At 70.6% G+C, this 13242-nt stretch carries 16 protein-coding genes and 1 tRNA gene; 8 read left to right on the top strand and 9 right to left on the bottom strand.

Annotated features, from left to right (window positions below):
* The first annotated feature begins 52 nt into the window (after window positions 1-52).
* Complete coding sequence (locus ACFYY2_RS00710; RefSeq protein ID WP_388735177.1) at window positions 53-637, top strand: dihydrofolate reductase family protein; 585 nt, start codon at window positions 53-55, stop codon at window positions 635-637.
* 96 nt (window positions 638-733) lie between these two features.
* On the opposite strand, the gene ACFYY2_RS00705 is transcribed toward ACFYY2_RS00710, so the two are convergent.
* The 3 genes from ACFYY2_RS00705 to ACFYY2_RS00695 are packed head-to-tail and all read right to left on the bottom strand — an operon-like array spanning window position 734 to window position 3677.
* A complete protein-coding gene (locus ACFYY2_RS00705) occupies window positions 734-1372 on the bottom strand; it encodes a lactate utilization protein C (RefSeq protein ID WP_388735175.1) in 639 nt (212 codons plus the stop codon).
* Window positions 1369-2913 (bottom strand): lactate utilization protein B, encoded by a 1545-nt coding sequence (locus ACFYY2_RS00700; RefSeq protein WP_388735173.1) that lies wholly within the window; start codon window positions 2911-2913, stop codon window positions 1369-1371. The genes ACFYY2_RS00705 and ACFYY2_RS00700 overlap by 4 nt, the downstream gene beginning before the upstream one ends.
* Window positions 2910-3677: a (Fe-S)-binding protein gene (locus ACFYY2_RS00695; protein ID WP_388735171.1), complete on the bottom strand. Its 768-nt coding sequence runs from the start codon at window positions 3675-3677 to the stop codon at window positions 2910-2912. Before ACFYY2_RS00695 ends, ACFYY2_RS00700 begins: the two co-directional genes overlap by 4 nt.
* Before the next feature lie 230 nt (window positions 3678-3907).
* Here ACFYY2_RS00695 and ACFYY2_RS00690 point away from each other — a divergent pair, with 230 nt between their 5' ends.
* From ACFYY2_RS00690 to ACFYY2_RS00680, 3 genes are read left to right on the top strand one after another with little or no spacing between them, the layout of a single operon-like run.
* A complete protein-coding gene (locus ACFYY2_RS00690) occupies window positions 3908-4249 on the top strand; it encodes an ArsR/SmtB family transcription factor (protein WP_388735169.1) in 342 nt (113 codons plus the stop codon).
* A 3-nt stretch (window positions 4250-4252) separates the two neighbouring features.
* Complete coding sequence (locus tag ACFYY2_RS00685) at window positions 4253-4759, top strand: SRPBCC family protein (RefSeq protein WP_388735167.1); 507 nt, start codon at window positions 4253-4255, stop codon at window positions 4757-4759.
* The gene (locus ACFYY2_RS00680) at window positions 4759-5379 is read left to right on the top strand and encodes a dihydrofolate reductase family protein (protein ID WP_388735166.1); all 621 of its coding nucleotides are present in this window, start codon (window positions 4759-4761) and stop codon (window positions 5377-5379) included. Before ACFYY2_RS00685 ends, ACFYY2_RS00680 begins: the two co-directional genes overlap by 1 nt.
* A gap of 154 nt (window positions 5380-5533) precedes the next feature.
* Here ACFYY2_RS00680 and ACFYY2_RS00675 read toward each other — a convergent pair whose 3' ends face one another.
* Complete coding sequence (locus ACFYY2_RS00675) at window positions 5534-6352, bottom strand: FadR/GntR family transcriptional regulator (RefSeq protein WP_388735164.1); 819 nt, start codon at window positions 6350-6352, stop codon at window positions 5534-5536.
* A 119-nt stretch (window positions 6353-6471) separates the two neighbouring features.
* On the bottom strand, window positions 6472-6747 hold the full coding sequence (locus tag ACFYY2_RS00670) for a hypothetical protein (protein WP_388735162.1): 276 nt from the start codon (window positions 6745-6747) through the stop codon (window positions 6472-6474).
* Between the two features lie 209 nt (window positions 6748-6956).
* On the opposite strand from ACFYY2_RS00670, the gene ACFYY2_RS00665 reads away from it, so the two are divergent.
* From ACFYY2_RS00665 to ACFYY2_RS00655, 3 genes are all read left to right on the top strand, one after another.
* A complete protein-coding gene (locus ACFYY2_RS00665; RefSeq protein ID WP_388735160.1) occupies window positions 6957-7910 on the top strand; it encodes a HAMP domain-containing sensor histidine kinase in 954 nt (317 codons plus the stop codon).
* 2 nt (window positions 7911-7912) lie between these two features.
* A complete protein-coding gene (locus ACFYY2_RS00660; protein ID WP_388735158.1) occupies window positions 7913-8584 on the top strand; it encodes a response regulator in 672 nt (223 codons plus the stop codon).
* A 143-nt stretch (window positions 8585-8727) separates the two neighbouring features.
* Window positions 8728-9651 (top strand): DUF2510 domain-containing protein, encoded by a 924-nt coding sequence (locus tag ACFYY2_RS00655; RefSeq protein ID WP_388735156.1) that lies wholly within the window; start codon window positions 8728-8730, stop codon window positions 9649-9651.
* Between the two features lie 222 nt (window positions 9652-9873).
* Here the strand turns inward: ACFYY2_RS00655 and ACFYY2_RS00650 are convergent.
* Together ACFYY2_RS00650 and ACFYY2_RS00645 are read right to left on the bottom strand one after the other, a co-directional pair.
* Window positions 9874-9947 (bottom strand) — tRNA-Pro (locus ACFYY2_RS00650).
* Window positions 9948-10262: 315 nt separating this feature from the next.
* The gene (locus ACFYY2_RS00645; RefSeq protein ID WP_388735154.1) at window positions 10263-11210 is read right to left on the bottom strand and encodes an NAD-dependent epimerase/dehydratase family protein; all 948 of its coding nucleotides are present in this window, start codon (window positions 11208-11210) and stop codon (window positions 10263-10265) included.
* 175 nt (window positions 11211-11385) lie between these two features.
* On the opposite strand from ACFYY2_RS00645, the gene ACFYY2_RS00640 reads away from it, so the two are divergent.
* Window positions 11386-12114, top strand: a complete 729-nt coding sequence (locus ACFYY2_RS00640; RefSeq protein WP_388735152.1) for a TetR/AcrR family transcriptional regulator — start codon at window positions 11386-11388, stop codon at window positions 12112-12114.
* 162 nt (window positions 12115-12276) lie between these two features.
* Here the strand turns inward: ACFYY2_RS00640 and ACFYY2_RS00635 are convergent, their stop codons facing one another.
* Window positions 12277-12891 (bottom strand): ATP/GTP-binding protein, encoded by a 615-nt coding sequence (locus ACFYY2_RS00635; protein WP_388735150.1) that lies wholly within the window; start codon window positions 12889-12891, stop codon window positions 12277-12279.
* Window positions 12869-13240: a DUF742 domain-containing protein gene (locus tag ACFYY2_RS00630; protein WP_388736752.1), complete on the bottom strand. Its 372-nt coding sequence runs from the start codon at window positions 13238-13240 to the stop codon at window positions 12869-12871. Before ACFYY2_RS00630 ends, ACFYY2_RS00635 begins: the two co-directional genes overlap by 23 nt.
* Between the last annotated feature and the right edge of the window lie 2 nt (window positions 13241-13242).

The following is a 13242-nucleotide window of genomic DNA, read 5'->3' as shown; positions in this document are numbered from 1 at the left end:
CGGCCACCGCCCGGCGGCCGTACTGTCGGAGCCGAACCGAGGAGGACTTCAGATGCGCAACGTGACCTACTCCATGGGCGTCTCCCTTGACGGCTACATCGTGGGACCCGACGGCAGGTTCGACTGGACGGAGCCGGATGCGGAGGTCTTTCGATTCTGGATCGACGAGATCCGGGACATCGGCGTCCATCTGCTGGGGCGACGCCTGTACGAGACGATGCTCTACTGGGAGACCGCCGACCAGGACCCGGCTCTCGACGACGCGTCGCGGGAGTGGACCTCACTCTGGAAGCCGCTCCCGAAGGTGGTGTTCTCGACCACGCTGTCGACGGTGGAGGGCAGTGGTGCCCGTCTCGCCTCCGGCGGTCTGGCGGACGAGATCGAGCGGCTGCGGGCCTCGCCGGGCGAGGGCGACATCGCGATCGGCGGCGCGGCCCTGGCCGCCGCGGCGGCCGATCTGGATCTGATCGACGAGTACCGGGCCGTGGTCCACCCGGTACTGGTCGGGGGCGGCATTCCCTACTTTCCCCGGCACGAGCGCCGGTCCGACCTCGAACTCGTCGAGACGCGCTCCTTCGCCGCCGGCGCCCTCTACCTCCGCTACCGGGTGGTGCGCCCCGGTGGTTCCGGGAAGTGACGGGTCGTCGGCCGACGGGTCGTCGGCCGACGTGTCGTCGGTTGACGTGTCGGACAGCGTGCTCCGGCATCCCTCGTGGCGCGCGCGGGGTGCGGGCTACACGTCGGTGCGGATCACGACCGCGAGCGTGCGGGGGCCGTGTACCCCCTCCACCCGCTCCAGCTCGATGTCGGAGGTGGCCGAGGGCCCGCTGATCAGGGTGGTCGGCCGCTCCGGCACCAGCCTGGCCACCGCCTCCGGCACCCCCGCCACGACGGAGGAGAGGTCGACGACGCAGACATGGAGGTCGGGTACGAGCGACAGCGCCCGCCGGCCCTGGTCCGGCGACCCGTCCAGGAAGATCGTCCCGGTCTCGGCGCAGGTGACCGCCGAGGCGGTCACGACCCCGTCCAGTGCGTCGAGAGAGGGTGCGGGAATGTCGGCGGAGTCCCGCTGCGTCTCGCCGTCGTATCCGGTGAGCCACTGTTCGTCGAGGCCGGGCGGCACACCGATGCGCCGGGCGCCGCGCTCCCGCAGGATCGCGCCGATCACGTCGGCCGTGCGGTCGGCGGTGCAGGGGTGGACCTGCGCCTTGTAGTCGACGAGTCGGTCGGTCAGGAGCCCGATCCGTTCGTCGTCGGGGAGCGTACGCCCGGTGCGGTAGGCGCGGGGGATCGTCGCCTCGGGCGCGGGGGCGAGAGCCAGGGCGTCCCTGATCCGGCCGAGCACGGTGCTGCGTGCGTCCGTCGTGGTCACCGGTCCTCCTTCTCGTCCTGGGCAGTGCCCCGGGCGCCCTCGTCGGCGGCGGCGCGCATGGCCGCCGATCCCTCGGCCGAAGCGAGCCACGAGCGGAACGACTGCTTCGGCGGGGCGGGCGTGTCCCGGCTGTCGCTCCAGCCGTCGAAGGGGGCGGGCAGCCGGGAGATCGTCCCGTCCCGTCCGCCGGCGACCCGGCCGAGTGCGGCGGCCTTCTGCGCCGCCGTGAACAGCTTGGGCCTGCTCATCACCGCGGCCGCGGCCTTCATGGCCAGCTTCTCCGCGGTCGTGCCCGACTCCTCGGTGTGCTGGTGACGCAGTTCGACGAGCATCGAGGGAATGTCGATCTTGACGGGGCAGGCGTCGAAGCAGGCTCCGCACAGGCTGGAGGCGTACGGCAGCGAGCTGTTGGGGTCGTCCTTGGCCGCGTGCATGCCCGCGAGCTGGGGCGTGAGGACCGCTCCGATCGGACCGGGGTAGGTCGATCCGTAGGCATGGCCGCCGGCTCGCTCGTACACGGGGCAGACGTTCAGGCAGGCGGAGCAGCGAATGCAGTTGAGGGCCTCGCGGCCGATCGCGTCGGCGAGCGCGGCGGTGCGGCCGTTGTCGAGGAGGACCAGGTGGAAGTTCTGCGGCCCGTCGCCCGGGGTCACCCCCGTCCACATAGAGGTGTACGGGTTCATCCGCTCCCCGGTCGAGGAGCGCGGCAGCAACTGCAGGAACACTTCCAGGTCCTGATAGCGCGGCAGGACCTTCTCGATGCCCATGACGGTGATGAGGGTGTCGGGCAGGGTCAGGCACATGCGGCCGTTGCCCTCCGACTCGACGACGGCGAGGGTCCCGGTCTCGGCGATGCCGAAGTTGGCGCCGGACACGGCAACCCGCGTCGTCATGAACTTCTCCCGCAGGTACGTGCGGGCGGTGGCCGCCAGGTGCGCGGGCACGTTGTCGAGCTCGGGGTCGACGCCGGGAATCTCGTCGAGGAAGATCTGCCGGATCTCGTCGCGGTTGCGGTGGATCGCGGGCACGAGGATGTGCGACGGCTTGTCGTCGGCGAGCTGCACGATGAGCTCGGCGAGGTCGGTCTCGTACGGTGTGATGCCCGCCGCCTCGAGGTGTTCGTTGAGGCCGATCTCCTGCGTGGCCATGGACTTCACCTTGATGACGTCGCTGCTGCCGGTCTGCCGGATCAGCCGGGTGACGATCTCGTTGGCCTCGGCACCGTCACGCGCCCAGTGGACGGTGCCGCCGCGTTCGGTGACGTTGCGTTCCAGCTCCTCCAGGAGGTCGGGGAGCCGGTTCATGGTGTCCGTCTTGACGGCCGATCCGGCGTCGCGCAGGGCCTCCCAGTCGGGGAGTTCGGCGGTGACGTGAAGCCGTTTGGCCCGGATGGTGCGGGTGGCCCTCCCCAGGTTCCGCCGCAACTGCTCGTTGCGCAGCTCGTCGTGGGCCGCCTCCGGGAACGGGCGGTCACCGCGCAGGTTTCCCGTGCCGTACGGCGAGCGGGGCGGGGCTGCGGGCATGCCGAGGAACGTGCTCATCGGGTGGCCTCCAGCGGGGCGTAGGGCGCGGTCCGGGTGGAACCGAGGATCTGGGCGAGATGCAGGGTCCGCGTGCCGGACCTGATGCGGGAGAGACCTCCGCCGATGTGCATGAGGCAGGAGGAGTCCCCGGCCGTGCACACATCGGCACCGGTGTCCGAGATGTGGCGCATCTTGTCCTGGAGCATCGCGGTGGACGTCTCGGCGTTCTTGACGGCGAAGGTGCCGCCGAAGCCGCAGCAGGCGTCGGCCTCGGGCAGTTCGACGAGGTCGATGTCCTCGACGGCGCGCAGCAGCCGCAGCGGCTTGTCGCCCACTCCGAGCAGGCGCAGGGAGTGGCAGGTCGGGTGATAGGTGACACGGTGCGGGAAGTACGCCCCGACCCGGGTGACGCCGAGGACGTCGACGAGGAGTTCGGAGAGTTCGTACGTCTTGGACCTCACCGCGGCGACCCCGGCGCGCAGCGGCGCGTCACCGTAGCGCTCGGCGACGATCGCGTGCTGGTGGCGTACGGAGCCCGCACACGAACCGGACGGCATGACGACGGCGTCGATCGAGGAGTCCCCGAACTGCTCGGCGAAGTTGCGCACCAGCGACACGGGTTCGCGCTGGTAGCCCGTGTTGACGTGCATCTGGCCGCAACAGGTCTGGCCGGGCGGGAACACCACGTCGTGGCCCAGGCGTGCGAGCAGCAACGCGGTCGACTTCACCGCCTCGGGGAAGAGCGTGTCACCCAGACAGGTGGCGAAGAGTCCGATACGCATGGGGCCTCCTCGGGAAGTTATGGTCCGACCATACTAGCCTCGGTCCGAATCGGGAAGCGGCCGCGCGCACGCGGCGGCAAGGAACGGTCGGGACCGCCGCGCGGGGGCGCCGCGCCAGAACCACACCCGAAGTGGCGGAACCCGATCCCGACACCTCGGCACCACAAGCTCTCCGGGGTCGGCATGATCACTGCGGTTGACGCATGCCTATATCGGAATATGATTGGGCCATGGCACGAGCAGCGACGACGTCGGACGTCTTCAACGCGATCGCCGAGCCGCAGCGCCGGAAGATCCTGGTGCTGCTGCGGGCGGGCGAGCGGCCGGTGAACGAGTTGGCCCAGGAGCTGGGGATGACCCAGCCGGGCACGTCCAAACACCTGCGGGTGCTCAAGGAGGTCGGGCTGGTGCGGGACCGCAGGGCGGGCAAGCAGCGCCTGTACGGCCTCGACGCCCGCGGACTGCGACCGGTTCACGAGTGGACTGGCGGGTTCGAGGCCTTCTGGAACGCGAGCTTCGGCCGGCTGGACGAGTACGTGCAGGAACTCAAGCAGCAAAAACAGGAGGACTGACCCATGAAAGCGACAGCGCGTGACGCGTCCCCGCAGTCGGCTGCGGCCGACCGCGAGATCGTGATCTCCCGGGCCATCAGCGCCTCGCGGGAGCTGGTGTTCGAGGCATTCACCGAGGTGCAACACCTGTCACGGTGGTGGGGCCCGGACGGATTCACCACCACCACGCGAGCGTTCGAGTTCCGCGTCGGCGGGGCGTGGGACTTCGTGATGCACGGACCGGACGGGACGGACTACCAGGAGTGGATCTCCTGGACCGAGATCACCGCGCCCGAGCGGATCGCATTGCTCCACGGTGAGTCCCACGACGACCCGAACGCCTTCGAGTCCGTATTCACGTTCGCGGCCGACGGCCCGGAGACCCGCATCGAGATGCGCACGCTGTTCCCGACCAAGGAACTGCGCGACGAGGCCGTCGAGAAGTACCACGCCGTCGAGGCCGGCCGGCAGACCCTGGGCAACCTGGCCGCCTACGTCACCGAAACCCTGCGGAAGGGAGCGGAGGGCTGATGGCCGGGAAGGTGTTCTTCAGTGTGTCGATGTCGCTGGACGGGTTCATCGCGCCCCAGTCCTCCGAGGAGTTGATGGGGCGTCAGTGGATGGAACTGCAGCAGTGGATCTTCCCGCTGCGGTTCTTCCGGGAGAACCTGAAGCTGGGCAGGGGCGGCGAGGAGGGCCGCGACAACGACATCGCGCGGGAGACGTTCGAGCGCACCGGCGCGAGCATCATGGGCAAGCGCATGTTCGATGCCGGAGAGACGATGTGGCCGGAGGAAGCGCCCTTCCACACGCCGGTGTTCGTCGTGACGCACGAGAAGCGTGACCCCTGGGAACGGCCCGGCGGAACCACGTTCCACTTCGTCCACGACGGCATCGAGACCGCACTCGACCGGGCCCGCGAGGCAGCCGGCGACCGCGACGTCCGCATCGCGGGCGGCGGCGAGACGATCCTGGAGTACGTGAACGCGGGCCTGGTCGACGAGTTCTCGATCGCGCTGTCCCCGGTGCTCTTCGGCTCCGGAATCCGCCTGTTCGAGGGGGTGGACGCGAGCCGGGTGGCGCTGACGCAGGTCCGCTCGGAGCCCTCCCCGAAGGTGACGCACCTGACGTACACCGTCCGGAGGCGATGACCGCGATCGGAGGATCCCGGCCACGGCCGGGGTCCTCCGCCCTACGCGCGTACGGATCACTGGCGAACCGGCAGCCGGTGACGGGGCACGCGACCCGAGGATCGCCGATCGCCGGGGGCGCCCCCGCAGCCTGGCCCGCAGCCGAGCCCGGGGCTCACTCGCTTGCGAGCCCGGGGGTCGTGTCCCGGCTGGGCGCGCGGCCCTCTGACGCACCGCTGTCGCTGTCGCTGTCGCTGTCGCTGTCGCTGTCGCTGTCGCTGTCGACGAGCGTCCCGTGCAGGCCGCGGATGTGCTCCTCGACCAGGTCCGCCGCCTCGCCCCCTCGTCCTTCGCGGACCAGCCCCAGCAGCCGCGCGTGCTGGCCGTTGAGCGCGCCCGCCGTCGCCGGCCAGTCGTCGGCGTTCTCCAGCGCCCGGAGGATCAGCGGGCGCACCGACTCGCGAACCGCCGAGGTGAGTGTGGAGGTCAGCGCGTTGCCCGAACTGCCCGCGATGAGGACGTGGAAGCGCGTGTCCAGGTCGTTGAACTCGGCCACACCGACGTCAGGTTGTCCCATCCGGTCGACCAGTTGTTCCGCCGCGTCGAGATCCTCGGCCCGGGAGTGCCGCGCGGCGGCATCCCAGCTCGACCGCTCGAGCACGACTCGCGCCTCCAGCACGTCGTGCAGGCTGTAGCTGCCCAGCGCGAAGTGCAGACGCAGCAGACGGCCGAGCGCGTCGTCGGGGTTGCGCACGATGCGCGCACCCGAGTCGGGGCCGCGTCCCGGCTGGGCGACCAGGACACCGATGGTCTCCAGCACCCTGAGCGCCTCCCGGAGTGCGGACCGGCTGACCCCCAGGACCGGCGCCAGCTCCCGCTCGGGCGGCAGACGGTCGCCCGCTTTGAGCTCTCCGGCGAGGACCTGCTCCTCGATGCTCTGCAACACGAGTTCGTGGGTGCGCGACTGCCGTACGGGCTGCCACTCGACGGGCATCCGCTACTCCCTGTTCCGGGCGATACACATGGGCCGACTATGTCACACAGGTCGTGTGGTCGGACCGTACCCGCCGTGCAGCGAACGCGATTCGGCGAACGCGATTCGGCGAAGACGATTCACCGAGGGCGGGGCATCCGCCTCCGGGTCCTGCGCCGCTCCGGGTCGAAGAGCTGGCCGGCCGCACCGGCCAGCACCAGGCCCGCGGCGATGAGCAGGCCGTGGCCGATGACGATCCCGGCCCCCAGCCCCGCGATGCCGAGGGCGAGCCACAGCCAGGCACGGCCGTAGCCGCGCCCGCGCGGGGTGTCGCGCCGAGGCGCACCCCCGCGTTCGGGCCCGGCCTCCTGGGGCCCGCCCCCGAGACCGCTCAGCCCCTCGTAGTCGTCGGACATGGTGACTCCCTCCCGGATCAGCACCCGTTGGGCCGATTCCATCGTCGGGGCGAACGGGGGCCGGAGACCATAGGGGTTGGCACCCATCTTGCGGGGGGTCTGCCATGCAGACGCGACTGAGGAGCCTTCGTGCAGCCCTACGCCGTCACGGAACGGCCATAGTGGGAGGCAGATCGCCCGCGTACCCGTCCGAAGGAGGCCCAGCGGTCTTGTCCCTGTTCTGGCGCATCTTCCTGCTCAACGCCGCGGTGCTGGTGGCCGCCGGGGCACTCCTGCTGCTCGGCCCGATCACCGTCTCGGCTCCCGTCGTACTGACCGAGGCCCTCATCCTGGCCGGCGGCATGGCGCTGATGCTCGGCGCCAACGCCCTCCTGCTGCGGCTGGGGCTCGCTCCGCTGCAACGGGTCACCAAGGCGATGACGACCATCGACCTGCTCAGCCCGCGGCCCCGTCCCGAGGTCGCCGGGGAGGGGGAGGTCGCGGCTCTCATCGAGACGTTCAACAGCATGCTCGACCGTCTGGAGGCGGAACGCGCGACCAGCAGCGCACGGGCTCTCTGGGCCCAGGAGGCGGAACGCCGCCGTGTGGCCCGGGAACTGCACGACGAGGTGGGCCAGACCATGACCGCGGTCCTGCTCGAACTCAAGCGGGTCACCGGCCACGCACCGGCCCCGTTGCGGGACGAACTGGCACAGGTCCAGGAGATCACCCGGGGCGGTCTGGACGAGATCCGCCGGATCGCCCGGCGGCTGCGCCCCGGGGTGCTGGAGGAACTGGGTCTGGTCAGCGCACTGACGGCCCTGTCCACCGAGACACCGACCCCCAACGGGCTGGCCATCAGGCGGCGCCTGGAGAAGGACCTCCCCGAACTCGGCGAGGAGGCCGAGCTGGTCGTCTACCGCATCGCCCAGGAGTGCGTCACGAACACCGTCCGGCACGCGGGGGCCACCGTGCTCGAACTCTCCCTGCGGCGGAGCGCGGCCGGTGTGGAACTCCGCGTCCAGGACGACGGCCGGGGCATCGGGGACGTCCCGGAGAACGCCGGCCTGCGCGGCATGCGCGAACGCGCCCTGCTCATCGGCGCCACGCTCACCATCGGTACCGGGGCCACGGGCGGCACCGACGTACGCCTCGACGTGCCCGTACGGAACGGAAGTGCCTGACGATGCCCCACACCCCCACCGGCTCCGCCCCGACCCGCATCCTGCTCGCCGACGACCACGCCCTGGTACGCCGGGGTGTGCGGCTGATCCTGGACGGCGAACCGGACCTCCAGGTGGTCGCCGAGGCGGGCGACGGCGCCGAGGCGATCGAGATGGCGCGCGCGGAGCGCCCGGACCTTGCGGTGCTCGACATCGCCATGCCACGCCTGACGGGCCTCCAGGCCGCTCGCGAACTCTCCCGGGTCATGCCCGGCCTGCGCATCCTCATGCTCACGATGTACGACAACGAGCAGTACTTCTTCGAGGCTCTGAAGGCCGGCGCCTCGGGGTTCGTGCTGAAGTCGGTCGCCGACCGGGACCTGGTAGAGGCGTGCCGGGCGGCCATGCGCGACGAGCCGTTCCTCTACCCGGGCGCGGTGACGGCCCTCATCCGGAACTACCTGGACCGGGCCGAGGAGGGCGGAGACCTGCCCGCGCGGGCGATCACGGAGCGGGAGGAGGAGATCCTCAAGCTGGTCGCCGAAGGCCATTCCTCGAAGGAGATCGCGGGCCTCCTGGTGATCAGCCCGAAGACGGTGGAACGCCACCGGGCCAACCTGCTCCAGAAGCTCGGCCTCCGAGACCGCCTGGAGCTCACCCGGTACGCCATCAGGGCCGGACTGATCGAGCCGTAGGACCGGCGCGGCCGGAGCTCGGGCGCGGTCGGCGTGAGCGCCGCAACCGCGTGCACGCACAGGGACGCGAGCGCCAGGGAACGTGACGACGACCACCCTGTGAGTTTCATACGATTCTCAGTCAGTGCGCCTACGGTGCTCTCGTGACGCAGACGACCCCGCCCGGCTGGCACTCAGACCCCGGGCACTCAGGAATCGGCCCCGCGCAGGAACGCTGGTGGGACGGAAGCCGCTGGACCGACCAGCTCCGGATCGCCCCGGCGACCCTCCGACGCCGGCGGATACGCATCGGGGCGGGAATAGCCGCCGGTGTCGTGCTCCTGGCCGCCGTCGGCGGCGGCGCCTACATGCTGGGCAACAGCAGCTCCGACGACACGGACAACGCCTCCGCGGGGGCGCCCCCGAACCCCTCGGAGAGCCCCCGTCTCCCCGGCGCACCTGACGGCGGCCAGGGGCGCGGCGACAACAGCGGCCCGGACGGCGGCGAGGGCGGGAACCCGGGCCGGCAGATGCCCGAGACCGAGAAGGGGTACGCGACCGACGCGGCCAGCGGCATCAGCATCCCCGTGCCGGACGGCTGGACGGGCCAGTCCGGCCCGATCGGCGCCGGCCTGACCACAGGCGACTACGCCTGCCCCGGCGACACGTCCCAGAAGTGCGTACGGGGCGGAATCTTCTCCGCCCCGGCCCAGGCCCTGAAGATCAAGCCGACCACGGCGAAAGCAGCGGCCGAGGCGGACATCAGGACGAACGCGGAGGAGTCGTACGGCGAGAAGATCTACGGCGGAATCACCTCGCACGAGGAACTCGTCTCCGAGGCCGTCACGGTCGCCGGTCAGAAGGGCTACAAGGTGCGCTGGAAGGTGGTGACGAAGAACGGCGACGACGGCTACGTCGAATCGCTCGCCTTCCCCTCCCCCAACCTGAAGAGCATGCTGGTCGTCATCCGCTCCGGCTTCGACGTAAACGCGAAGGCGCCGAAGCTCTCGGTCCTCGACGACATCACCAAGGGCATCAAGAAGGCCGAGGGAGCGGGCATCGGCGCCGGCCCCGGCGAGACCGCCTGATCACTTCGACGCCTCTGCCTCTGGGGGGCCGCACCGGACACATTGGGTGCGGCCCGCCGATCGCGAACACGTCACACCGCCTCGCCCGTCGGCCCCCGCACCGTCCGGGAGCGACGGGCATCGGACATTGGGCATCGCTACGGCAGGGCATACTCCGGAAAACGTTCGAGGGGCCGGATCGGAATGTTCCGATCCGGCCCCTCGAACAACGACTCTCACGAGTCGGGACGACAGGATTTGAACCTGCGACCCCTTGACCCCCAGTCAAGTGCGCTACCAAGCTGCGCCACGTCCCGCTGACCGTCTGACCTGGGGTTTCCCCTGGGCCGAACGCGCATGAGAACAATACCGCACTTGTACCGGTGCTCACGAACCCGTTTCCCGTCGCTGATCTCGGTCCCGTCGGCCGTGGACCACCACGACCTGGGACGGCACGCCGTGCCGACCGGCCCTGCGGAGGAGCGGAACGCACCGGTCAGGCCCGCCACCCGGGCCCTTGCCAGGCGGGCGAGGGCAGAACCGCGCCGGCACCGGCGTGCGGCATCGGCGCCCTCCGAGCGGCCCTCGCCCACCGCGACCACACCTGGTGGACGGCCGTCAACGGCCGGTCGTCAGCGGCCGGCCAGGAAGCCCCGGTACCAGTCGAGCGTGATGTCCACACTGTCGCGGAGCGGATTCGGCGAGAGCCCGAACGTCTCCTCGATCGCGGAGGAATCGACCGTCTGCCCCTCGGTGTGCTGGTAGAACATCTCGGCATACTCCGCCATGAAGACCTCGTCGAAGGGCCCGAAGGGGCGCGGTTCGGCGATCACCACGAGGTCGAGGGGCCGGCCGACGCGCTCCTCGATCATGGCGTACACCTCCCGGGTGGTGACCGCGGGCTCCGTGGGAAGGTGCCACACGCGCCCGTCCGCGTCCGGATTCTCGCCGAGCGCGGCCAGTCCCGCCGCGACGTCACCTAGGTACGTGTAGCTGTGCGGCAGATCGATGTCCCCGAGTGCGGGCACCTCTCCCCCGGTGAGCGCCGCGGGGAAGACGGCTCCTCCCAGCGTCGAGCCGAGCACCCCGGGACCCACGAAGTCGGCGGACCGGCCGAGGGCGACGCGCAGCCTGCCTTCCGCGTGCGCCGCGAGATAGCGGGCGTCGAGCTCGGCGCGCATCACTCCCTTGCGGCTGGTCGCCCGCCACGGGGTGTCCTCCGTCATCACGGCACCATGGGTCTCGCCGTACGGGTAGAGCGTGTCGAGGACGACCAGGCGTGCGCCCGTCGCTTCCGCGGCCGCCAGGACCGCCGCCTGGATGCGGGGCATGACCTCGACCTGCAGGTGGTAGCCGACGTTGACGCAGTGGTACACGACGGCCGCACCCTCGACGGCCGCACGTGCACCTTCGGCGGTCGACACGTCGGCGGCGAACCGGTCCACGCCGTCAATGGCGGAGCCCCGCCCTTTGCGGTCGACGAGGCGGACGCTACGACCCGGCCCGGAGAGCTCACGGGCGAGAGCGGTGCCTGCCGGACCAGCGCCGAGCACGACATGGGGAGCGGATGCGGTGGTCATGGTGTGCCCCTTCGCCTCAAGAACGACAACGCTTATCGTGATGCACTCTTCCTTCTGTTAGAGACTGTAACTCCAGCGATGATGTATCACAAGAGGCAGGGTTAGACTCCGTAACAAAAGTGAGCGCGCCTCGCAGCGCCTCGCATGCGTCGTCTATCGACTGGAGGAGCCGGTGATGGCCCGAGCGCAGGAAGGCCCGCGCGCCAGGTACCGGGAGCAGACCCGGGCGGAGATCAAGGACACCGCGCTGCGTCAGCTGGCCGAATCGGGGGCCGGGGCGCTCGCACTGACCCGAATCGCCAAGGAGATGGGTCTGTCAGGACCTGCGCTCTACCGCTACTTCGCCAGCCGGGACGACCTCCTGAGCGCGCTGATCCGCGATGCCTACGACGACGCGGCTTCGGCCGTCGCCCACGCGGCCGCCGAGGCGGAGGCCGGGGAGTTGGGCCCGCGCGCACGCCTGCACGCACTGGCAGGGGCCTACCGGGCCTGGGCGGTGGCCGAGCCGCACCGCTACCTGCTGATCCAGGGCGCTCCCGTCCCCGGCTACATCGCCCCGGACGACACGCGCGACCGGGCGAGGGCGGTTCTCGGCCCGTTCCTTCCGCTCTTCGCCGACGGCTCACCGGGGACGAGCCACTCCGCCCTGGTGGCCGAGATGACGGCATGGCTCGCCGCCGACGCCGCGGGGGTGGCTTCCTGGGTCGCCGGTTACGCCCCGGACGCCGCCGGCGACCAACGGCGCGCGGCGTACGGACTGGCGGGCGCAGTCCTCGTGTGGGCGCAGTTGCACGGCTCGGTCGGGCTGGAGGCGGCGGGACAGTTCGCGGGGATGGGACACACCGGCGACACCCTGCTCACCACGCAGCTCGACCAGCTCGCGGACGCGTTCGCCCTGACCTGACCTGACGACCTGACCTGAAGGCTGAACGCGCTGAACGCGCCGGGATCACGACGCACGCGGGCCAAACGCCGTACGGAGCCGCCGCAGACGCATCCGCTGTCGGCGCAGGCGGGTGGAGGGTCGGCCGGCCCTCCACCTCCCGCGCGACGGGACGCGCCCGGTTCAGGCCTGAGCGGCCCCGGAGCCGGAAAGCGGGGCCGGCGCGGTGGCGTTGATCAGGTGCTGGACGAGGGTGACCAGCGCACCGGTCCCCGAGCTCGCGATGCGGGCGTCACAGAGCACGACCGGGACCTCCGGCCCGAGGTCGAGTGCCGCACGCACCTCGTCCGGCTCATAGCGGTAGGCGCCGTCGAACTCGTTGACGGCGACGATGAAACCGATGCCGCGCCGCTCGAAGAAGTCCACGGCGGCGAAGCATTCGGCCAGCCGCCGGGTGTCGGCCAGCACGACCGCGCCCAGCGCACCCTTGGACAACTCGTCCCACATGAACCAGAACCGCTCCTGACCGGGGGTGCCGAACAGATAGAGAACGTGCTGTTCGGAGAGCGTGATCCGTCCGAAGTCCATGGCCACGGTCGTCGCGGTCTTGGATTCGATGCCTTCGAGACTGTCCGTGGCAGCGCTGACCTGCGTCAGCAGCTCCTCCGTGCTCAACGGCGCGATCTCGCTGACGGCGCCCACGAACGTCGTCTTGCCGACGCCGAACCCACCCGCGACCAGGATTTTGAGGGCCACGGGAAAGTATTCGGAGCTGTCAGAGCTGTCGTCGTAGACCATCGAGCACTGCCTCCAGCAGAGATCGGTCGGTGGGCATGTCATGAAATGCGGGGGCGTGTGCGGTGACCGCCCCGCAGTCGACCAGGTCGGACAGGACGACCTTGGTGACGACCGCGGGCAGCCGGAGGTGGGCGGCGACCTCGGCCACGGAGGTGGGGCCTTCGCAGAGTTCCAGCGCGACGGTGTGTTCGGGGCCGAGGTACGCCCGAGGTGTGTTTCCCGTGGCCATCACGAGAGAGAGCAGATCGAGAACAGTGGTCGGCCTCGTGCGGCCGTTGCTCACGGTGTACGGGCGGATGAGCCGGCCGGCCGCGTCGTCGAGCAACGGCCCGTCCTGCGGGGCCGGCACCC

This window comes from Streptomyces sp. NPDC001822, from assembly GCF_042892135.1.
Taxonomy (GTDB): domain Bacteria; phylum Actinomycetota; class Actinomycetes; order Streptomycetales; family Streptomycetaceae; genus Streptomyces.
This window is presented reverse-complemented; position numbering and strand designations above follow the sequence as displayed.